20 protein-coding genes and 1 tRNA gene are annotated in these 21433 nt (G+C 29.1%); 15 read left to right on the top strand and 6 right to left on the bottom strand.

What is annotated here, in order from left to right; translation table 11 throughout:
- The first annotated feature begins 18 nt into the window (after positions 1–18).
- The 3 genes from R3X25_RS02390 to R3X25_RS02380 all read left to right on the top strand — a co-directional run bounded on the left by R3X25_RS02390 (position 19) and on the right by R3X25_RS02380 (position 2101).
- The gene (locus R3X25_RS02390; protein WP_317671481.1) at positions 19–333 is read left to right on the top strand and encodes a DUF4907 domain-containing protein; all 315 of its coding nucleotides are present in this window, start codon (positions 19–21) and stop codon (positions 331–333) included.
- 245 nt (positions 334–578) lie between these two features.
- Entirely contained in the window at positions 579–1382 is an 804-nt protein-coding gene (locus R3X25_RS02385) for a sensor histidine kinase (RefSeq protein WP_317671479.1), read from the top strand.
- 5 nt (positions 1383–1387) lie between these two features.
- Positions 1388–2101 (top strand): LytTR family DNA-binding domain-containing protein, encoded by a 714-nt coding sequence (locus tag R3X25_RS02380; RefSeq protein WP_317671477.1) that lies wholly within the window; start codon positions 1388–1390, stop codon positions 2099–2101.
- Between the two features lie 5 nt (positions 2102–2106).
- On the opposite strand, the gene der is transcribed toward R3X25_RS02380, so the two are convergent.
- Complete coding sequence (gene der, locus R3X25_RS02375) at positions 2107–3408, bottom strand: ribosome biogenesis GTPase Der (protein WP_317671475.1); 1302 nt, start codon at positions 3406–3408, stop codon at positions 2107–2109.
- Positions 3409–3528: 120 nt separating this feature from the next.
- Between der and R3X25_RS02370 the strand changes: the two genes are divergently transcribed.
- The gene (locus R3X25_RS02370; protein WP_317671473.1) at positions 3529–4038 is read left to right on the top strand and encodes a GTP-binding protein; all 510 of its coding nucleotides are present in this window, start codon (positions 3529–3531) and stop codon (positions 4036–4038) included.
- On the opposite strand, the gene era is transcribed toward R3X25_RS02370, so the two are convergent.
- Positions 4039–4920 carry a GTPase Era gene (gene era, locus R3X25_RS02365; protein WP_317671471.1) on the bottom strand — a complete coding sequence of 294 codons (882 nt, stop codon included), beginning with the start codon at positions 4918–4920 and terminating at the stop codon, positions 4039–4041.
- 98 nt (positions 4921–5018) lie between these two features.
- Here era and R3X25_RS02360 point away from each other — a divergent pair.
- From R3X25_RS02360 to R3X25_RS02310, 11 genes are all read left to right on the top strand, one after another.
- A tRNA-Met gene (locus R3X25_RS02360) sits at positions 5019–5091 on the top strand.
- Between the two features lie 53 nt (positions 5092–5144).
- A complete protein-coding gene (locus R3X25_RS02355; protein ID WP_317671469.1) occupies positions 5145–6464 on the top strand; it encodes a site-specific integrase in 1320 nt (439 codons plus the stop codon).
- Entirely contained in the window at positions 6464–7300 is an 837-nt protein-coding gene (locus R3X25_RS02350; protein WP_317671467.1) for a hypothetical protein, read from the top strand. Before R3X25_RS02355 ends, R3X25_RS02350 begins: the two co-directional genes overlap by 1 nt.
- 260 nt (positions 7301–7560) lie before the next feature.
- Positions 7561–7830, top strand: coding sequence for a hypothetical protein (locus R3X25_RS02345; protein WP_317671465.1), 270 nt, complete (start codon positions 7561–7563; stop codon positions 7828–7830).
- Positions 7831–8155: 325 nt separating this feature from the next.
- A complete protein-coding gene (locus tag R3X25_RS02340) occupies positions 8156–8758 on the top strand; it encodes a hypothetical protein (protein ID WP_317671463.1) in 603 nt (200 codons plus the stop codon).
- Between the two features lie 80 nt (positions 8759–8838).
- Positions 8839–11637: a DEAD/DEAH box helicase family protein gene (locus R3X25_RS02335; protein WP_317671461.1), complete on the top strand. Its 2799-nt coding sequence runs from the start codon at positions 8839–8841 to the stop codon at positions 11635–11637.
- Positions 11637–13292, top strand: a complete 1656-nt coding sequence (locus R3X25_RS02330) for an N-6 DNA methylase (RefSeq protein ID WP_317671459.1) — start codon at positions 11637–11639, stop codon at positions 13290–13292. Before R3X25_RS02335 ends, R3X25_RS02330 begins: the two co-directional genes overlap by 1 nt.
- Positions 13292–14842, top strand: coding sequence for a restriction endonuclease subunit S (locus tag R3X25_RS02325; protein ID WP_317671457.1), 1551 nt, complete (start codon positions 13292–13294; stop codon positions 14840–14842). Before R3X25_RS02330 ends, R3X25_RS02325 begins: the two co-directional genes overlap by 1 nt.
- Positions 14823–16583 (top strand): restriction system-associated AAA family ATPase, encoded by a 1761-nt coding sequence (locus tag R3X25_RS02320; RefSeq protein ID WP_317671455.1) that lies wholly within the window; start codon positions 14823–14825, stop codon positions 16581–16583. The genes R3X25_RS02325 and R3X25_RS02320 overlap by 20 nt, the downstream gene beginning before the upstream one ends.
- Positions 16583–17707, top strand: a complete 1125-nt coding sequence (locus R3X25_RS02315; RefSeq protein ID WP_317671453.1) for a hypothetical protein — start codon at positions 16583–16585, stop codon at positions 17705–17707. Before R3X25_RS02320 ends, R3X25_RS02315 begins: the two co-directional genes overlap by 1 nt.
- Positions 17708–17813: 106 nt before the next feature.
- Positions 17814–18233 (top strand): GIY-YIG nuclease family protein, encoded by a 420-nt coding sequence (locus tag R3X25_RS02310; protein ID WP_317671451.1) that lies wholly within the window; start codon positions 17814–17816, stop codon positions 18231–18233.
- A gap of 48 nt (positions 18234–18281) precedes the next feature.
- Here R3X25_RS02310 and R3X25_RS02305 read toward each other — a convergent pair whose 3' ends face one another.
- From R3X25_RS02305 to R3X25_RS02290, 4 genes are all read right to left on the bottom strand, one after another.
- Entirely contained in the window at positions 18282–19004 is a 723-nt protein-coding gene (locus R3X25_RS02305; RefSeq protein WP_317671449.1) for a hypothetical protein, read from the bottom strand.
- Positions 19005–19114: 110 nt separating this feature from the next.
- Positions 19115–19447, bottom strand: coding sequence for a hypothetical protein (locus R3X25_RS02300; protein ID WP_317671447.1), 333 nt, complete (start codon positions 19445–19447; stop codon positions 19115–19117).
- Positions 19448–19449: 2 nt separating this feature from the next.
- Positions 19450–20655: a DUF4407 domain-containing protein gene (locus R3X25_RS02295; protein WP_317671445.1), complete on the bottom strand. Its 1206-nt coding sequence runs from the start codon at positions 20653–20655 to the stop codon at positions 19450–19452.
- A gap of 119 nt (positions 20656–20774) precedes the next feature.
- On the bottom strand, positions 20775–21251 hold the full coding sequence (locus tag R3X25_RS02290; RefSeq protein WP_317671443.1) for a paraquat-inducible protein A: 477 nt from the start codon (positions 21249–21251) through the stop codon (positions 20775–20777).
- Positions 21252–21433 lie beyond the last annotated feature (182 nt).

The following is a 21433-nucleotide window of genomic DNA, read 5'->3' as shown; positions in this document are numbered from 1 at the left end:
TTTTTTTGAAAATAAAAAATGAAGAAAATAATTTTAATAGGTTTGTTGCTTTTAATAGTGTTAGGTTCACTTAAATTTGCTTTGCCAAATAAAAATGAATCTAATTATTCTATAAAAACATTTAAAATTGAAAATGGTTGGGGTTATAGTATTTTTAAAGGAGAAAAAATTATAATTAGACAAGATATAATTCCTTCAATTTCAGAAAAAAAACATTTTCAAAATCAACAAGACGCTTTAAAGTGCGGTAAAATAATGTTAAAAAAGCTACATAACCATAAAATACCAAGTGTTACTATAAAAGAGCTTCAATTGAATAATATACATTTGTAATTATTTTTTAAAGTTTGGAATTTAATAGAAAAAATAGCACTCCTTTTATTATCCACATATTGTGTTGGATAATTTTTTTGTTAATAAATTTATCTACATTTTATTCACGGTTTAATTTTTTTCCAGACTACACTTTTGGATTTAGATTTTTATTTGAAGTCACTATTTTTTATCTCAACTTTTCAATTTTAGTTCCAAAATTATTAATTAATAATAAAGTAATACTATATGTTTTCACATCGATAGTGTTTATTGTTTTTTCATCGTATTTAACAGATAGTTTATTGTCTCCTAGGTTTTTAGAACATTTAAATATTAATGTTAATAGACCAGAAATGCCTCAAGGTCCAAAAGGTGGAGCAAAACCTTTTCAGTATTTAATATTTGTAGTGTTATTTGCTATTGGTACAAGTGTAAAGTTAGTTTCAGAATGGTATAAGTCTGAAAAGTTAAAACAACAAATAGAAAATCAGAAAATTAGTGCTGAAATTTCATTTTTAAAAACACAGTTAAATCCACATTTTTTATTTAATTCTTTAAATAGTATTTATTCATTAGCTAATAAAAAATCTGATGATACAACAGAGGCAATTGTTACGCTTTCTGAATTAATGCGTTATATGATTTATGAAACTCAAAGAGAATTAGTTCTTTTAGCTGATGAAATTAATTATATTAAAAATTATATTTCACTTCAAAATTTAAGATTGAAGGATTCGAGTGGTGTTCGTGTAAATATTTATGGAAAAATTGATTATAAAATAGAGCCACTTTTATTAATTTCATTTATTGAAAATGCTTTTAAATATGGGACAGATTATAATGGTAAAACGGATATTAGAATTACTATTAAAATAGTTGAAAATAAACTTTCTTTTGAGGTATCTAATTATGTTTCTATTCATAAAAAAGATGATCAAAATTCCGGAATAGGGCTAAAAAACGTAAAAAATAGATTGCATTTACAGTATCCAAATAGTCATAAATTAACTATATTAGAAGATAATAAAAAATTCACGGTAAAGTTAGAATTAAAACTTAAAAACTAATAAGAATGATGACTTGTTTGATAATTGATGATGAGCCTTTGGCAATTGAATTGTTAGAAGATTTTGTTTCTAAAATACCTTTTTTAAAACTCGAAAAAAGTTGTTCAAATGCATTTGAAGCAATGCATGAAATTCAATCAAAAAAAATAGATTTAATTTTTTCAGATATTGAAATGCCAGATTTTACGGGTATAGAGTTTATGAAATCATTAGAAAAAAAGCCCTTAATAATATTTACAACAGCTTACTCACATTACGCAGTTGAAGGTTTTAATTTAAATGCTGTAGATTATTTAGTAAAACCAATTCCATTTCATAGATTTATAAAAGCTGTAAATAGAGCTCAAGAAGTATTTAAGGTAAAAAAGAAACAAGAAACAGCGATTCCAGAAATGGAAGTTCAATCAAAAATAGATTTTATTTTTGTGAAATCGGAATATGAAAATGTAAAAGTAAATCTAAATTCAATAAAATATATTGAAGGTTTAAAAGATTATATTAAAATTTATTCCGATAGGCCAAAACCAATTTTAACACTTAATAGTTTAAAAGCTTTTGAAGATAAATTACCTGAAAATTTTATACGTGTTCACAGGTCTTTTATAGTATCCTTAAATTACATAGATTCAGTACAACGTAACCGAATTGTAATTGATAAGGTTCGAATTCCAATAGGGCAAAATTATAAAGATGAGTTTATAAAACGAATTGAAGGTTAATCTACCTATTTCTTTCTAAAATAAATAATAACTGGAACACCTTTAAAATTGTAGATTTCACGTAGCTGATTTTCAACAAAACGTTTGTATGGATCTTTTACATATTGTGGTAAATTGGCAAAAAACACAAATTGAGGAGTTGGTGTAGGCAACTGCATACAATATTTAATTTTCACAAACTTACCTTTAATTGCTGGTGGTGGATTTTGTTTAATAATATCTAGCATAGTCTCATTTAACTTACTAGTTGCAATACGTTTTTTACGGTTTTCAAAAACCTCAACAGCTGTTTCAATTGCTTTAAAAACACGTTGTTTTGTTACAGTACTTGTAAAAATGATGGGAACATCTGTAAAAGGAGCAATTTCTCGTCTAACTTGCGCTTCAAAATCACGCATGGTATTGGTTTCTTTTTCTACCAAATCCCATTTGTTAATTAAAATAATTATACCTTTTTTGTTTTTTTCAGCTAACCAAAAAATATTTTCATCCTGACCTTCAAAACCACGAGTTGCATCAATAACTAAAATAGCAACATCACAATATTCAATTGCTCTTACAGCACGCATTACTGAATAAAACTCTAGGTCTTCTTTTACTTTTGATTTTTTTCTAATTCCAGCAGTATCCACTAAATTAAATTCAAACCCAAAACGGTTGTATTTAGTATCTATTGAATCTCTAGTAGTTCCAGCAATGTTAGTTACAATATTTCTTTCTTCACCAATTAAAGCATTTATAAACGATGATTTACCAGCATTTGGACGACCAACAACAGCAAATCTAGGTAGTTCATCTTCAACAATAACATCTTCAACCAATTCTTTAGATAAAGCATCTAATAAATCACCAGTTCCACTTCCATTAATAGATGAGATAGTGTAATATTCACCCAAGCCTAAATTATAAAACTCAACAGCATCATTTTCTCTCATGGAATTGTCAACTTTGTTAACAGCCATAAAAACAGGTTTTTTAACTTTACGCAGTAAGTTAGCAACTTCTGTATCCATTGGTGTAATTCCTTCTTCAACATCAACTACAAAAACAATAATATCAGCTTCGTCAATAGCAAGTTCAACTTGATTTCTAATTTCTTCTTCAAAAATATCATCAGAACCAATAGCCCAACCTCCAGTATCAATTACTGAAAATTCTTTTCCATTCCAATCACTTTTACCGTAATGTCTATCACGTGTAACTCCACTAACCGAATCAACAATTGCTTGGCGTTGTTGAATCAAACGATTAAACAAGGTTGATTTTCCTACATTTGGTCTTCCTACTATGGCTACAATATTACTCATTAATGCTTTTTAATTTTTTGCAAAAATACGCTTTTTTATTTTGAAAATACAGTAGTTAACATGCTGAAAATAGGTTATTCATAAATTTTAGGTATATTTCAAAACCAAAAGTTAACATTTATGCAGGAAGAACGCAATAGCAATATTCATTTACGTCCGCGGTTTAAAATGGAGTTTGATGAAAATGAGGAGCAGTTAATTGCTAAATTTAAATATAATTTGAAAGATGAAGAATGTAAGTATTGCAGTAAAATTGTAGATGGACATATTGTAATTGATATACCTGCTGAAGAAAATCATTTTTGGTCTCCACAATTAAATATAGAAGTTGAAAAAATAGATGATAAAAAATCTGTAGTTAAAGGTTTGTTTGGGCCAAAACCACAAGTTTGGACGCTATTTATGTTTATACACTTTGGTGTGGGTGTTGCTTTTATTGGTTTTTTAATTATGTGGTATGTAAAATATATGATTAAAGAAGATGTAACTTTTGCTGTGTGTATGGTAATTGCATTACCAGTTTTTTGGTTTATTCTTTATTTTATTGGAAGAGTAGGTAGAAAAACAGGACATAAACAAATGGATGAATTACATAAGTTTATGATGAACACATTGGATAAAAAACCTTAATTAATCGTTATAACCAAACCTACGAAGCTGACGTTTATCACTTCTCCAATTTTTATTCACTTTTACGTATAGCTCTAGATGAACTTTTTTATCGAAGAATTTTTCTAAATCTTTTCTAGCTTCCGTACCAACCTTTTTTAATGCAGAACCTTTATGACCAATAATAATTCCTTTTTGGGTGTCTCGCTCCACCATTATTACTGAACGGATTTTTATTATTTTTTCTGATTCAATAAAATCTTCAGTTTCAATTTCAACAGCGTAAGGAATTTCCTTTTTATAGTTTTGAAGTATTTTTTCTCTAATTTTTTCGTTAACAAAAAAACGTTCAGGTTTGTCTGTAAGTTGATCTTTTGGGTAAAATGGAGGAGATTCTGGAAGCAGTTCTAATATTCTATTAAAAACGCCTTCAACATTAAAGTTTTCTAAAGCAGAAATTACATGTAGTTCAGCATTTGGAACTTGCTCTTTCCAATACGCCATTTTTTCTTCAACGTCGGTTTGCGTAGAATTGTCAATTTTATTTAAAACTAGTAAAACAGGAATTTTAGAATTTTTAATTTTATTGAAGAAATTCTCATCTTTTAAAGATTTCTCACCAATTTCAACCATATAAACAAGCACATCGGCATCTTCAAAAGCACTTTTCACAAAATCCATCATTGAAGATTGTAATTCGTAAGCTGGTTTTATAATTCCTGGAGTATCAGATAAAACAACTTGAAAGTCATCACCATTCACAATTCCAAGAATTCTATGACGAGTTGTTTGTGCTTTTGAGGTGATAATTGATAATTTTTCACCCACAAATGCATTCATTAGTGTTGATTTCCCAACATTTGGGTTCCCAATAATATTTACAAAACCTGCTTTATGCTTCATTTTCAGTATTTAAGCCTGCAAAGGTACAATTAATAACGGTTTTATTGAAAAATAAAGTTGGTAATTTGAAATATTGATGTATCTTTGCAATCCAATATCGCGGGGTAGAGCAGTAGGTAGCTCGTCGGGCTCATAACCCGAAGGTCGCTGGTTCGAGTCCAGTCCCCGCTACTACTTTTTAAAAGATGTAAATCAGCAGTTTAGCTTTCTAAACTGCTTTTTTTATGTCTAATTTGAACAAATTACTTAACTTTGAATACGGAAATGCATACGATTTTGCATACGATTTGTCAATGAAAAAGAATTATTCAAACCCCAAAATTTACGATGCCAATGGCGATTTAACAAAACGCTGGTATGTCTACTTTTCTTACCGAAATCCAGAAACTGGGAAGCTAAAACGAGTTACACCGTTCTACGGTAAAACAAATAGCTACAAAACAAAGGCCGAAAGAATGTTTGTATTGATGATATATAAGCATAAAATTTTAGAACTCTTAAAACGAGGTTACAATCCATTTGAAGATAATACAGATTTTTTTATAAAAGAAAATCAAGAGGTAAAGCATGTTAAGAAAGTTGAGCCAAAAGTTGTTGAACCAAAAGTTGTAACAGCTCCTAAAACTGTTGCAGTAGATCGTAAAACAGTGAAAGAAGGACTTGAATTTGCTTTAAAACTTAAGGAAAGACTGGTAAACGCTACAACAATGCGCGATTACACTGGTAAGTCAAAAGCGTTGCAACAGTTTATAAAAAAAGAGTATCCAGAGTTAAAATACATTGACCAGATTACAAAGAAGATCCTAACACATTTTTTAAATACTATTTTAGAAAGGAGTAGTGCAAGAACACGAAACAATTATAGAATAGATTTAAGTAGTCTGTTTCAAGTATTGGAAGAGAATGAGATCATTGCAACCAATAGTATAAAAAACATTAAAGTATTAAAAGCACTACCTGAGCGACATAAAACATATTCAAAACAGTTAGATGCTGATATATTTAAATATCTGGAAGAGAAGGATCCTATATTGCTATTGTACATTAAATTTATTTCATACAATTTTTTAAGACCTATTGAAGTAAACAGAATAAAAGTAGGGGATATCAATTTGAACGAAAGAACCATTTCATTCAAAGCAAAGAACAAAGCGTTAAAAACAAAAATTATCCCAGATGTTTTATTGAAGGAAATTCCAGACCTAACAAAACTAAATACAGAAGACTATCTATTTACACCAGAGAAGATTGGTGGGGTTTGGGAAGCTACTGAAGTAAACAGAAGAGATTATTTTTCAAGACGATTTAGAAAAGTAGTAAAAAAGCACTTTGATTTAGATAAGAATTATGGATTGTACAGTTTTAGGCACACTTACATTACCAAACTCTATAGAGAGCTTGTAAAAAATGGATCTCCGTTTGAAGCAAAAAGTAGACTGATGCAGATTACAGGACATTCAACAATGACGGCTCTAGAAAAGTATTTAAGAGATATAGATGCAGAGCTGCCAGAAGATTATTCAGAATATTTTAAAGAGGACTAATGAGTGAAAATTCAATAAATATAAATGAAGTTTTAGATGAACTGTTTGAGACATTTTACCATAGGTTTATCTTTTACATACCTTCGGAAATATTAACACAATCCGTATTGGATAAGTTAGATGGGGCTTATAATGAATGGTTTGATACGTTGTTTTTTTTAGATAATGAATTAGGTAAGGGAGAATTTGATAATGGAGAAGATGATGCTTTGGAGGTAGGTACTTACGTTGGAAGTAAACAAGAGTTTTTAGAGAAAAACACATTCAAGCTAGTTAAAGTGTGTAAAAGTCTATCTGAATTTGAGATACATATTCTTATTGAAAAGTACTATGAGTTCTTAATGTTGTTTCATCACATTTCAGAATGGATGTCTGTAAATGCGGAAAAATACAACAAACACTTACATATTAATATTATTGGTGCTTTTGCAACTCAATTGGGTTATTTTAACTCACATTTAAAAGATATCTGTAATTATTTTGGAGCGTTTATAGATTTTGAAAAGGAATTTGATTATTCATTAAGTTCGTTTATGTTTAAGTATTTGATGGATGTTGCAAGAAGATTTGATAAAATTAGAAATAGGCAAATTCAATCTGGTGAAGATTTAAAAAAGGAGGGAGCAGAATGTGAAAAACTTCAAGGCTCTAATCAGGTTAAGATAGAAGAGAAATCAAACCAAGAAAACCAAAACCTTAAGCCAATAGTTAAAAAGAAAAAGCAAAAACTTCAAATAGATACTGAAGAAGTGGAAACAATTATTTTGACAAAAATATTCAATGTAAACCAAGAGGTGTTACAACAATTTAAAAATCAAAACAATTTAAAAAATTAAATTATGCGTAAAACGTACGTACGTTTTACGCATAAATCAAAAAATATGGCAAAAAAGAAAAAGATAAAAACGAAGATCCATCAATTAATTTTAGATTACCAGAGGAGTTAAAACAGGAGATTTATAAAGAAGCATCACAAGAAAACAAAACAGTCTCGAACTATTTAAGAGATCACTTACAAGAGTTTATAGATGGTTCTTTATTTGAAAAAGAAATAGCAAATTATAAAAACAATGCATTTATAAATTCAACTGAATTTTTGAAGTTAGTTACATGGATTATATCTCAAAAACTAGATCCTACTTGTTCTTTGTCAAATGAAACTTTAAATGAGTTAATACAAACTCTAAAAAAAACAAACGAGCATATGCCACTTTATATAGTTGTGGAATTTGATAAGGTTTTGGCAGATTTGTTAAGAGTAATTCAAGAGCATCCTAGTACAAGGTCTTTTTACTTTTGTGGAACTGCTTTTACTAAACCTACTTTCAATTATAAAAAATTAATGGACTACATTTCAGCTATCTAATAGATTTAAAATCACATCAAATAAGTTAAATTAAACTGTAATAAAAGCTGTGATTATTTTGTGATAAAAAATTATCACAAATAAATAATTATGTTGCAACAAGTGAAAAATACATTCAAATACTCCTGTTGTAAAGGGTTTTAGGGGTGCTAATGTGTGGTTGCCGATGGTTTCAAGGGTTTTATTCTTGTGATACAGTTTTACTAATTAAAAAAATAGACTAGCTTATTTTTTTAACTTATCAAAGTTTCAGAGCTACTTTGATAAATGTCATAGGTTACTTTTATTATAATAGTTATTTTTAAAAAGTTGAAATTAAGTTGCTATGAAAGAAAAAGAAATCTTGTTGAAGTTACAACAAGAATACCCAGTTGTAAATAAATTATATCCTTTTCCAGATCCATTTATTGGAGATAGTGAAATAAAAGCAATAGTTCTTGGAGCTGATCCCAGTCATATTGTAAATGAAACGCCAAAACCTTTAAAAAAAGTGTTTCAGCTAGATAATCCAACGTCGCCATATTGGAGATCAATTCAACAAAATATAAATCAATTAAATGGGCTAACTATTGATAATTTATATGTTCAAAATTTATGTAGAAATTACTTTAATAAAGAAACAAGTAAAAATACAGATTGGATTGAAATAGCTAGAAATTATTGGTCACCTTTTTTAAAAATTGAACTAGATGTTGCTTTTGATAAAAGTATTCCAATTTTAATGACAACTGAGTTTATTCTAAATTCAGTTTTAAAGGATCCAAATCAAAAAATAAAAGCTAAAAATATTTACACAAATTGTATTTCAATAGCGCCAGAGGATAATTTATTAGGTAGAGAGTTAATAGCTTTATATCGTCATTTTCATTATTCATTAAAGAAAGATGAATGGTCGGAGTACAATAAATTTATTAATAGAAAGCTTTGAAAGTAAACTTTGTTATAAGCAAGTGTTAATTTGTATATTTGGTTTTGAAAATTTACTAAATATTGAATTAGAATATATTTATGAATGAATCAACAACTAGAAAAGAATTAATTGACATTCAGCTTAAAGAAGCTGGATGGGATGTTAATGACCATACTCAAGTGGTAGAAGAGTATGTTGTTGACCTTACTACTGAAAATCAAGTGGATGAATTAACTGAAAAATATAAAAAAAATCAGTTTTCAGATTATGTTTTATTAGGGAAAAACGGAAAACCTTTAGCGGTTGTAGAAGCTAAGAAAAGTACTAAAGATGCCAATACTGGTCGTGAACAAGCAAAACAATATTGCTATAATATTCTGAAGGAAACTAAAGACATTTTACCTTTCTGTTTTTACACGAACGGTCACGACATTTTCTTTTGGGATTTGGAAAATGCTCCACCTAGAAAAATTGTTGGTTATCCAACGAGAGAGGATTTAGAAAGATATCTATACATTAGAGAGGCAAAAAAGCCTCTTTCTAGTGAGTTTATTAATACTAAAGTAGCTGGTAGGGATTATCAGATAAGAGCTATACGTTCAGTAATGGATGGTTTAGAACAAAAAAGAAGAACCTTTTTAATTGTAATGGCTACTGGTACTGGAAAAACTAGAACCACCATTGCTTTAGTAGAAGCTTTAATGCGTGCTGGTTGGGCAGAAAAAGCTTTGTTTTTAGTTGATAGAATTGCTTTAAGAGATCAAGCACTAGAAGCTTTTAAAGAACATTTACCTAACGAACCTAGATGGCCTAAACAAGGTGAAAAAAGTATTGCAAAGGATAGAAGGATTTATGTGTCTACATATCCAACAATGCTTAATATTGTTCGTGAAGAAAAAGAAACCTTATCTCCTCACTTTTTTGACTTAATTGTAGTAGATGAAAGTCACAGAAGTATTTACAATACATACAAAGAAGTACTTGATTACTTCAACACAATTACAATTGGTTTAACCGCTACTCCAACCGATGTAATTGACCATAACACGTTTAAAATATTTAATTGTGAAGATGGCTTACCATCATTTGCTTACACTTATGAAGAAGCTGTAAATAATATTCCACCCTATTTGTGCAATTTTCAAGTAATGAAAATTAAAACCAAATTCCAGACGGAAGGAATTAGTAAAAGAACAGTTTCTCTTGAAGACCAAAAGAAATTAATTCTTGAAGGAAAAGAAATTGCAGAAATCAATTTTGAAGGTGTTGAATTAGAAAAAAAAGTAATCAATAAAGGAACAAATACGCTTATTGTAAAGGAGTTTATGGAAGAATCCATAAAAGATGTCAATGGTGTATTACCAGGAAAGACCATATTCTTCTGTGCCAATATTGCACACGCAAGGCGTATTGAAGAAATTTTTAATCAACTATATCCACAATACAATGGCGAATTAGCCAAAGTAATGGTTTCAGAAGATTCTCGAGTTCACGGAAAAGGCGGTTTACTAGATCAATTCAAAAACAAAGACTTTCCTAGAATTGCCATTAGTGTAGATATGCTTGATACAGGGATAGATGTTAGAGAGTTAGTAAACCTAGTTTTTGCAAAACCTGTGTATTCATATACCAAATTTTGGCAAATGATTGGTAGAGGAACGCGTTTGCTAGAACCAACACAAATGAAATCTTGGTGTACCGAAAAAGATGTATTTCTCATCTTAGATTGTTGGGATAATTTTGAATACTTCAAATTAAAACCAAAAGGAAAAGAACTGAAACAAGCGATTCCAATTCCAGTAAAGCTTTTCGGTTTACGATTAGATAAATTAGAATTGGCTTATGAAGCTAGTTTAGAAACTACAATTTTAGAAGAATCAAAAAGGCTACAACAGCAAATAGCATTATTACCTGCAAATTCAGTAGTCATAAAAGACAATAGTAAAGCAGTAACAAAAGTAAATGCTCCTGAGTTTTGGGAAAATATTAGCGTGGATAAAATCGACTTTCTAAAATCAGAAATACTACCATTAATGCGAACTGTTTCAGGAGTTGATTTTAAAGCTATGCGTTTTGAAAAAGATATATTAGAAGTTTCATTAGCTAAAATGCAATCAGAGAACGAAAAGTATGATATGCTTAAAGATGCTTTAATCGAACGTATTTCTGATTTACCGCTATCATTAAACATAGTAGCAAAGAAACAAGAACTTATAAAAGATGCCCAACGAATGCATTTTTGGAATAACATCAAAGAAGCTAAATTCAATAATTTAATAGATAATTTGTCTCCTTTAGCTAGATATATTGATACAAGAGAAAATACTTCTGGACCTTCTAAATTTAATTTTGAAGATGAACTAGTTGCCAAAGAAATGGTAGGATTTGGACCGCAAAATGAAGCCGTAAGTATTACACGCTATAAAGAAATGGTAGAAGAGAAGATTAAGGAATTGATGGAATCCAATCCTATTCTTCAAAAAATAGTGGAAGGCGATACTATTTCACAAGAAGAAATAGAGGAACTAGCCAATGAACTACACGAAGAAAATCCACATATTACCATTGGTTTATTACGAAGAGTCTATCAAAACAGAAAAGCAAAATTCATACAATTTATTAAGCACATTTTGGGTCTTGAAGTATTAGAAACATTTAATGAAAGTGTTGCGAATGCTTTTGATGCTTTTATTACAGAACATAGTGATTTATCAAGCAGACAATTGCAATTTTTAGACATTCTAAAAAAATACATATTGGAAAAAGGAAATCTAGAAAAGAAAAACTTGATAGAATCTCCATTCACAATGATTCATCCAGAAGGAATAAGAGGTGTGTTTTCACCAAAAGAAATAAACGAAATTTTACAATTAACGAATAAAATATTAGCAGCATAATGTTACAAAACAATCCAAAATTAAAAGCCTTAATAGTTAGTCTTTGGAATACCTTCTGGAGTGGTGGTATTGCGAACCCAATTACAGCTATTGAGCAAATCACCTACTTACTCTTTATTAAAAGACTAGATGAGCTAGAAAGTAAAAGAGAGCGTGATGCAGAATGGACTGAAGAACCATACGAATCTAAATTTGATGGAGAATACACACCTTGGATAAACGAAAGTTTGTATCGCCCAAAACCAGATGCATCTGAAAAAGAAAAGGCTGCCTTATACCAAAAGCGTGAAGAAGCTTTAAAACCAAGATCTAAAAAGGAATTGAAATGGAGTTTCTTTAAATCTATGCCTGCAGACGATATGTTGTTACACTTTAGAAACAATGTATTCCCACATATTAAAGATTTAAATGACGAAACATCTTCATTTACCAAGTATATGAAGAATGCGGTTTTTATTATTCAAAAACCTTCTTTACTAGTAGAAGCGGTTAAAAAAGTAGATGAAATCTTTATTGAAATTGAAGAAGATGCCAAAGATGGAAAGCAATCGTTCCAAGATATACAAGGAGATGTTTATGAAATGCTATTAAGTGAAATTGCTACTGCTGGTAAAAACGGGCAATTCCGTACACCTAGGCATTTAATTAAATTATTAGCGGAATTAACGGAACCGAAATTAGGACACAAAATAGCAGACCCAGCTTGTGGAACAGGTGGTTTTTTATTAGGAGCTTATCAATATATTTTGAGCGATTTAGTTCGAAAAAAAGAACCCGAATTATTACAAGCAGATGAAGATGGTTTTGAACGTGCCTCTATTTCTTCTGTGCTAGATGATAAAAATAAACAAATACTAAACGATAGTTTTTATGGGTTTGATATAGATACGACTATGGTACGATTGGGTTTAATGAACCTAATGATGCACGGTATAGACAATCCCCATATTGAATACAAAGATTCGTTAAGTAAAAATTATAATGAAACGGGAGATTACGATATTGTACTAGCCAATCCTCCTTTTACAGGTAAGTTAGACAAAGGAGATGTAAACCCAGATTTAGGTATAGATACGGGTGCTACTGAATTGTTGTTTTTAGCTCGTATTTCAAAAATGCTACGTGCTGGTGGAAAAGCTGCGGTAATTATACCTGAAGGTGTTTTGTTCGGTGGTAATAAAGCTCAAAAAGCTACACGAGAAATATTATTAAAAGACAACCAATTAGAAGCTGTTATTTCTTTACCTGCTGGTGCTTTCAAGCCCTATACAGGTGTAAAGACCGCTATTTTAGTATTTACTAAAGTAGAAGAAGACAGTAAAACTTGGCACACCGACAAAGTGTGGTTTTATGCTTTAGAAAATGACGGTTATAGTTTAGATGATAACCGTAAAAAACTAGAAGAAAACCCATTACCAATAGTAAAAAGTGAATTTACAAAAAGAAAAAAAGTTGAATATCCAGACCGTAAAAACCACTTTTTTGTAGACTTGGCTGAAATACAAAAAGAAGGATTAGACCTTAGCCACAATCACTATAAAGATTATGAATACTCCGAGCAAAGCTATGACCCACCTAAAGAGATTCTAGCGAAACTACTAGAAATGGAAAAAGGCATTTTAGCAGATATGCAAGAACTTAATGACTTGATATAATGAAAACAGAAAAATTTAATGAACTGTTTGATTTTGCTAAAAAGTCGAAAATTAAAGCCGGAGATGGTTCAAAAGAAGGTTTATATCCTTTCTATACTTCTAGTGCAACTTTGTCCAAACGTATAGATGTTTTTCAAGAAGACAGAATTTCTTTGATTTTTGGAACTGGAGGAAAAGCAAGTGTACATTATGTAGATGAACAATTCTCAACCTCTACAGATTGTATTGTTGCGTATAAAAAGGAAGACAAAATTTTCAATGAAAAGTTTATTTACTATTACTTATTTGGAAACATTCATATACTTGAAAGAGGATTTAAAGGTGCTGGTTTAAAACATATATCCAAAAAATATATTCAGAATCTTGACATTCCAATTCTTCCTCTAGAAACTCAAAACAAAATAGTCTCACTGTTAGATAGAGCTGATTCTTTGCTAAAAGAAAGAGACAAGAGTATTGTTTTGTTGGATGAGTTGTTAAGAGCTCAGTTTTTGAGAATGTTCGGAAAAGCAAATCGACAATTTGATGATTGGGAAGATGTCCAGATAAAATCTTTAGCATTGGACAAGAAAAACTCAATGAGAACTGGGCCTTTTGGTAGTAATCTAAAACATTCTGAATTTGTAGTAAACGGACCAGTTGCAGTTTTAGGTATTGACAATGCTGTTAAAAACACTTTCGAGTGGAAAGAAAGAAGATATATAACAAATGAGAAATATGAAGATTTAAAAAGATATACGGTTTTTCCAAGAGATGTTATTATCACTATAATGGGAACAGTAGGTCGTTCGGCTGTCATACCTGATGATATTCCTGTTGCTATTAATACAAAACATTTAGCTTGTATATCCTTGGACCCAGAAAAATGTAATCCTTATTATTTAGCTTACTCCATTCACTCAAACCCTTATATCAGCTATCAAATGAAAGCTAGAGAAAAAGGAGCAATAATGGCAGGTTTGAATCTTACAATCATAAAAGAATTAAAGCTGAAAGATGCTCCTATCGAACTTCAAAACCAATTCGAAGCTATATATCATAACATAGAGTCTCAAAAAGAAACCTTAAACCTATCTAAAATTGAGTTAGAACACTTATTCAATAGTTTGATACAAGAAGCATTTAAGGGAGAATTAGAAGTTTCAAAAGAAGAAGTAAAAAAAAAAGACTCGATTATGTCTGAAATAAAAAAGCAAGAAGGTGAAAAAGTAGATATAACTAAACTTGATTTAGCCACATATTTAGGTATACCAGAAGATGTAATAGACGATAATCCAAAATGGATATTCGAATTTATCAGAGAAGATATTTTTTATCAATTTTTATTAAAAAAACACTTCACTAAAAAAGATAAATTTACTTTACAAGATATAGAAGAAGAATTACATTCGTTTTTCTATCATATTGGAGATTTAGATTTTGACAATGAAAAGTGGCAAGAAGTCATTTTTACTTTTTTAGATGCAAAACCACCATTATTAGAACAAATATTTGAAGAAGAAACTGCAACCGTAAAACTTAAACTAACAGATGAAACTTTTAAGGCTTAAAATAAATCAAGAAGAAGGTTTCAATTCTTTATTTAACGGTTTTGAAATAAACTTTCTTCAATCAGAAAACAAAGATAAAGCTACTGTCTTTAATCCTTATGTATTAGCAGGAAAAAATGGTAGTGGAAAATCTAATGTATTGGAAGCCTTATCAGAAATATTTTATCATTTAGATTGTATATATCTGAGTAACAAACCTAGTTATTTTGACGAAGAGGATGAAAATAATTCTAATTCATTTGATTCCAAAACCTCGAGAGTTGATGCATATGAACTCGAATACTTAACGTTTATTACAGAAGGATTCCCACAACTATCTAATAAAAAAGAAGAGATACATAAAGCCCATATTTACATTTCTAAACAAATTGGCGAACGCCCAAAAATAAAATGGAAAAACAAGGATGAATTTGGAGTTGATGAACTATTAAGTCATCAAATAAAGTTTCTATTGCCAGAATATGTAGTGGGTTATGCATCTGGTGAAAATGAAACTTTAAGTTTCCCATTTTTTAAGAGTCGTTTTATTCAGTATGATGCCTATTACAGTAATTTGATTACAGAGTCAATTATAGACCCAAGTCCTGAAAGCTCTTTAATTTATGTAGATAAATCTTATAGCCAATTTATTCTCTTAACTAATTTGTTAATGCAAACAAATAGTGAACTAGAAAAAGATGTATTATCTCCCTTTAAAGAATATGTAGGTGTTGAAGCAATAGACTCTTTTCGATTAATTATTAAAACAGATATTGTAAAAGAATATGAGAATAAGAAATTTCCACTTTTAAAAAACTTAGATTTTGATGCTCAAAGTCAAGGTAAAAACACAAGCTCATATATTGAAAAATTAAAAAAGTGTGCTACCACTTGGTATGAAGAAGACAACTATGATTTTTATGAAAATGAATTTAATAATAGTAGCTTTCTTATTTTAGATTACAAAGTTAATAATGATACTCTGAAAGCTTTTCAATTTCATTTTGAGAACAATCCGTTAAAGCTTTTTGAACTATTTCAGCTTCTTTTAATATTAGAAATACATTCTGTAAACCAAGAAAGTAAAAACAACACGTATGCTACTGAGAATATATTTTTAAGTGAATCCATAAACTTTAGGCCTATTGAATCTAGAAGGGTATTAAATATCAAGAATTTTGAAATTAAGAAAAAAGGCTTAGAAAAGAATATTTACACTAAGGCATTATCAGATGGTGAGCATCAATTTTTACATTCTTTAGGGTTATGCTTACTTTTTAAAGATACACGTAGTTTGTTTTTATTAGATGAACCAGAAACACATTTTAATCCAAGTTGGAAAGCAAAGTTTTTATCCAGTTTGCGTTTTTGTTTCGAGCAAGAAGAGGAAAATAGCAATGAAACTATGCGAGAAATGTTAATTACAACGCATTCTCCTTTCCTCATTTCTGATACTGATTCAAATTATGTTAGAGTTTTCAATAAAAAGAAAAAGAAGAATAAAAAAAGGAAAGTAATTTGTAAAAAACCCAATTTTCAAACACTAGGAGCATCAATAAATGACATAACTGTTGAAATATTTGATAAAGATAATACGATAGGAGATTATGCTTTAGGCATAATAGACAATTATGAAAAAAGGATTATGAGTGGAGAAAATGCGATTAAAATCATCAAGGAAATGAATAAGGAAATTGGTGATTCTCTGGAAAAAACAATCTTCATAAATAAGATTTTAAACAAGTTTCATCCCCAAAAATAATGTTATTCACCTATTCATATATAAACCACGAAGCTGAAAAATTTCAAAAGTATTTAGATTTTATATTTTTTGAAGTTTGGTGTAAAGCTAAAGGTGATTTTAACTCAAAGAAATTAAGAGGCTTTAAGGAATTACAATTAATATATGAAGGTTTTCATTATGACGAATCTAAAGGGGGGCAATTTTTTAACTCTCACATTGAGCTAATCTTTGAAGAGTTTAAAGAATTAGATAAAAGAGACATTAAAAAATTAAAAAAATGGTATCGTATAAATAATAATGTTAGTCTTATATGCTCTAATCGAACAATAAAACCTATAAATTATAAAAAATTAGAAAAGAACTATCCAGAATTAGGTAAGTTATTTAAGTCTTTCTATAGTAAGTTGTATGGTAATAAAAGTCCTTTTAATTTAAAGGTTTTTGGTAATTTTAAAAAAATTATAAAAAGTCATTATAATGACTTTATGGAAGCCAATGAAGAAGAAATTTGCCCTTTCTGTGGGATTAAAGAAATTAAAGGGAAAAATCATTCTAAAAGGGAAGCATATGATCATTATATACCTAAAGGTAAATACCCTTTTAACTCAGTAAATTTTAAAAATTTAGTTCCAATGTGTAATGATTGTAATTCCTCATATAAACTTGAGCAGGAGTTACATTTGAAAAATGAAGGGAAAGGGAAAAATAAAACATTTAAAAGAAGAAAAGTGTTTTATCCATATACTCATAAAAAATGGATATTGAATGTTAATTTTGAACTCAAGAGTTTAGATATTCAAAATCTAAAGAAAAAGGATTTTGAAATTAGTATATCAACATTCGATGAGTTCAGCCACAAGGATCATTTAGCTGGTTGGAAAGAAACTTTTGGGATAGAGGAACGATATAAAGCAAAAATCTTAAGAAAGAAAAGAGGAGCTAAGAAGTGGGTTAATCAATTAGAAAATGAATTGAAAAATTTTCAAAGATTAACTAACAATGTTTCAGCTACTAAATTTGATTATTGCAACTATATGATAAATGAATCAGAAATTGATAAATTAGATAATAGTAATTTCCTTAAATCAGAATTTTTGAAGGAATGGAGCCATAGAAGTAAACAGCTTGAAAGTGAACAATGATAAAAGAACAATATATAGAATTACATATAAAAGATATATTTTTAAAGAAGTGTGATTCTAAAGAGTTGTTTTAAAGGTTACTTTTTATAGTAATTATGAAAAATAAATGAAAGAGCCTGAAATAAAAATACAGTTTTCAACATCTATAGATTTGGCCATAGATTTTGTACTTAAAAAGTCAAATCTTATAAACCCTGATGATAGTTCAGTTATTAACTATAAAAATATAGGTATAGTATACTTTATTTATTTGGTAAATAAGGAAAATGAATCAACTTCATTGGTTTACATAGGTAAATCAAAAGGTTATCTTTTTAAAACTAGAATAAGAAATCATTTTTTTAAGAAGCATCCAAAAACTGGTTCAAAATTAGGAAAAGTAAAAAGTGAGTTAGCTCAAGGGAATGAATTGAAATTGAAGTTTTTAAAAGTTACACCTGAATCATTTAGAAATACTTTGGAAGAGGAATTGATAAATCACTTCAGACCTTTATGGAATATCCAAAAAGGCAGGTTGAAAAAGTAAAAAATCTGGAGAAATAAATCTCCAGATTTATGGCTACAAAAGGAATAATTAATCTTGATACCTCTTAAGTTGTTCGTCAATAATGTTCTCAAACCGAAGTAAGAGTCTATCAAGGAAGTTCATATATCTCTCACCTTCTTGCAGGATAGAGTTAACATATTGATTTTTTAGTTGTGGATAATTTTCAAGTTTCGCTACATAATCATGTTTTTCCATCATCATTCCTAAAAAGTCGTGTTGTCTTACTTTTACTTCTTTTGAGAGGTCAGACATCTTTGTCATCATAAACGATGCAACACGCTGTCTATAATGGGCTTTAATCATCATTAATCCAGTATTTGTTTTTTCACTTAAAGCTTCTAACCTTCCATCTAAAACTGTTCTGTAGAATTTTATCTTGTATTCAGCAGAAGCGTTAAATAGATCTTTTTTATGCTCTTGAACAACTTTATACATAGATCTATTTGTCCATTGTTCAGTTAAACTCCAGTTTCTGTTTAAATCTCTTTGATGATTGTCATCAATTTTTTTATGACTTTCTTGTAAAGATGATACGCTTTTGTCATCTTTTTCAATTGGGTTCACCTTATTGATGCTTTCACTTTTTAAGTCATTAAGGTTTGTTTTTTGAAAGGGATTCTGATCGGGATTTCCCATGTATTCTCTTTGAATAGGATTATTATCAAGGTTCTCAATATTATCAAGATTAAAATCTACTTTTGAAAAATCAGTGTTTTGATTGCTATTGTTTAAGTTGTTGTTAGTATTCATAATAAATAAGTTTAAAAATTAATAAAGTTTTTAAGAATTGAAATTTAAATTGTATTTGAGTATTTACATAGGCGTAAAATTTAGTTTAGTTGATAATATATTAAGTGATTTCATTCGAGCTCTTTAAACAAAGAAAAGGTACGGTCGTTCAGAGTAATCACATCATTTTTTTGAAGTCTTTTTATGACTTTAGTTCCGACTTTAGGTACATTTCCAGAGGTAGAAACCATAATGGATTCTCCTGTAGATGTATCTTTTAATTCATATACACCGTAGAGTAATTTGAAGTTCCTTACCACTTTTCCAGTCACTGTGATAATGGCTCCATTATCATTAGAATTAACAGTTTGAGATACAGTTTGTGGAATTACTGATTTAATATCCTTTTTAAAAAAGATATATGCTCCTGCAATTAAGATTGCTATTAAAATTAGTTTTTTCATAATTATATGTTATTTGAATAGAATTGGTTTGATTTAATAATTAAGTCTTCCATGTTTTTGAAATAACCATCATAAACTTGATTAAGCTGGCTTAAGAGTTTTGCTTTTATTTCTTCATCTTTAATGTTTTTAATTGCTTTTAAGTCTTGTTTCAATTTTTTATCAGCTGCTAAATACATTTGTTTGGCTATATGTTCTGTGTTTAATTCATTTGATGCAGCTATTTTCTTTGTATCAATCTCGTTTAGTTTTAATATTTTTTCTTTATTTCTAGATTTTTCTTCACTTTCCATTAATTCTTTCTTTAATGTATTATTTGAAGTAACAATACTTAACTGAACTTTATTTTCATCATCTACTATGTCATAGTAAAGATCTCCCTTCTTATTTGGTGATATCTTAATTAAAAAAGGAATTATTTCGATAAAGAAAAAGAATAGTCTTAAAGCCCACGTAGCATATACTACTTCTTTGTCTTTAAGTGAGTGTAAAGCCCTAAATTGTCCTAATAGTCCATTAGCTTGAACAGTTTTAAGTTCATTTAGCTCATTATTAAATTCAGTATTTAAACCAGATTTTAGATCGGAAATTTCATCTTTAAATTCATTGTAATTTGTTAGTTCATTTTGATAATCATCATATTTTTGTTTGTAGATTGGCCCTTTATTTGGATTTCCAGATCCGCCGGTACCATCCATCTCTGAAGTGTAGCTTTTTTGTTTTTTATCTAGTCTTTCTCGAGCTGTTTTTAGTCCTTTATTTAAGCTAACTATCCTTGGACTATATTTTTTATTCAGTTCATCCTTTTTTACGATAAATTCTTCATGAATCTTTTCATTTATAGTGTCTTTAAAGGCTAAAAGAACAACTGGTTCTGCTACAACAAAGCCTATAATAACAGTAAATAATAATCTTCCAAGCATTCCAAGATTGAATGTACCTGGTTTATTTCCTGAAACAAGACTTCTGTCAATAAAAAAGATTACGATTCCCCAGATTGTTCCTCCTATTACTGAAATCAGAAGGCTTTTAGAAATTAAGAACATTGCGTAGGACATAGAAAATAGTCCAACAATTGCTGGAATTAAAATTAGTGTTCCATGTTTGGCCATTTTATTTATTTCTGATGATGTACAGCTTTTAGCTGTTTCAAGGTCATATCCTGCGATCTGGATAAATATTTTTTGAGTAAAAGAAATTGTGTTCATAGTTATGGTTTGTTGTATTAATAATTATCAGAGAAATTATGTTAGATTAAAGGATCAAATATTATTTTTTCATAGGCGGTGTATTTTTGATTTGTTATTTATACTGTAAATAGACTATTTTAATATTTTTCCTCATTCTTCCTTCCAATTTTTAGTTGAATTGAAAGAATCATTGATGCCAATATTGAAAATAGAAGGGAGAAGGTTCCAATTTCAATTTTCAGGTTGAAAATGGGGTTGCTTTTAGAAGCGATAAGTAATAAGGCAATTACAAAAACATCTACCATTGCATATTTTTGTAGGTATAGTACTATGTCATTAATTGTGTTATTAAATAATTTTATTTTAAAAATATTTAGTAATAGTGTAATATATTTGAAAATAGGAAGTACTATTACAAAAAAGATTAAAGTATTGCTAAGTAAAAGGTGCCCTTGCTTATTTAAAATATTAATACTTTTAAAAAAAGAGATGTGTTCTTCACTAAAGCTGAAGCCTAAAACTTCTCCACTGGTTATAAATAAAGTAGTTTGTAACGCAAAGGCATAAAACCCAATAGATATTATGTAGATTAATAAGTTCTCTGTTTTTTTCATAGCTTAGCGATTAACATTTTATGTTTAGTCTTTTTTTTATGTAATACAAACATATAATGCTTATAGTTTTTCTTAGTTTTCCCAAACAGTCTCTAGGTTTTATTTGGGTTAAGGGTTGAAATAATATCTGGTTGAGGAAAATAGAAGTTAGGCTTTTCCCATAGCGAAGCGAATTAGAGAGT

It is taken from the genome of Lutibacter sp. TH_r2 (genome assembly GCF_033101135.1).
In the GTDB taxonomy this organism is placed as follows: domain Bacteria; phylum Bacteroidota; class Bacteroidia; order Flavobacteriales; family Flavobacteriaceae; genus Lutibacter.
The sequence above is the reverse complement of the archived record's forward strand: the minus strand, read 5'-3'. Positions and strand labels throughout refer to the sequence as shown.

Coding starts and splice junctions, on each gene's coding strand:
- R3X25_RS02390 (WP_317671481.1), top strand. CDS start 19: ATGAAGAAAATAATTTTAATAGGTTTGTTGCTTTTAATAGTGTTAGGT.
- R3X25_RS02380 (WP_317671477.1), top strand. CDS start 1,388: ATGATGACTTGTTTGATAATTGATGATGAGCCTTTGGCAATTGAATTG.
- der (WP_317671475.1), bottom strand. CDS start 3,408: ATGAGTAATATTGTAGCCATAGTAGGAAGACCAAATGTAGGAAAATCA.
- R3X25_RS02370 (WP_317671473.1), top strand. CDS start 3,529: ATGCAGGAAGAACGCAATAGCAATATTCATTTACGTCCGCGGTTTAAA.
- era (WP_317671471.1), bottom strand. CDS start 4,920: ATGAAGCATAAAGCAGGTTTTGTAAATATTATTGGGAACCCAAATGTT.
- R3X25_RS02355 (WP_317671469.1), top strand. CDS start 5,145: ATGTCTAATTTGAACAAATTACTTAACTTTGAATACGGAAATGCATAC.
- R3X25_RS02350 (WP_317671467.1), top strand. CDS start 6,464: ATGAGTGAAAATTCAATAAATATAAATGAAGTTTTAGATGAACTGTTT.
- R3X25_RS02340 (WP_317671463.1), top strand. CDS start 8,156: ATGAAAGAAAAAGAAATCTTGTTGAAGTTACAACAAGAATACCCAGTT.
- R3X25_RS02335 (WP_317671461.1), top strand. CDS start 8,839: ATGAATGAATCAACAACTAGAAAAGAATTAATTGACATTCAGCTTAAA.
- R3X25_RS02330 (WP_317671459.1), top strand. CDS start 11,637: ATGTTACAAAACAATCCAAAATTAAAAGCCTTAATAGTTAGTCTTTGG.
- R3X25_RS02325 (WP_317671457.1), top strand. CDS start 13,292: ATGAAAACAGAAAAATTTAATGAACTGTTTGATTTTGCTAAAAAGTCG.
- R3X25_RS02320 (WP_317671455.1), top strand. CDS start 14,823: ATGAAACTTTTAAGGCTTAAAATAAATCAAGAAGAAGGTTTCAATTCT.
- R3X25_RS02315 (WP_317671453.1), top strand. CDS start 16,583: ATGTTATTCACCTATTCATATATAAACCACGAAGCTGAAAAATTTCAA.
- R3X25_RS02310 (WP_317671451.1), top strand. CDS start 17,814: ATGAAAGAGCCTGAAATAAAAATACAGTTTTCAACATCTATAGATTTG.
- R3X25_RS02305 (WP_317671449.1), bottom strand. CDS start 19,004: ATGAATACTAACAACAACTTAAACAATAGCAATCAAAACACTGATTTT.
- R3X25_RS02300 (WP_317671447.1), bottom strand. CDS start 19,447: ATGAAAAAACTAATTTTAATAGCAATCTTAATTGCAGGAGCATATATC.
- R3X25_RS02295 (WP_317671445.1), bottom strand. CDS start 20,655: ATGAACACAATTTCTTTTACTCAAAAAATATTTATCCAGATCGCAGGA.
- R3X25_RS02290 (WP_317671443.1), bottom strand. CDS start 21,251: ATGAAAAAAACAGAGAACTTATTAATCTACATAATATCTATTGGGTTT.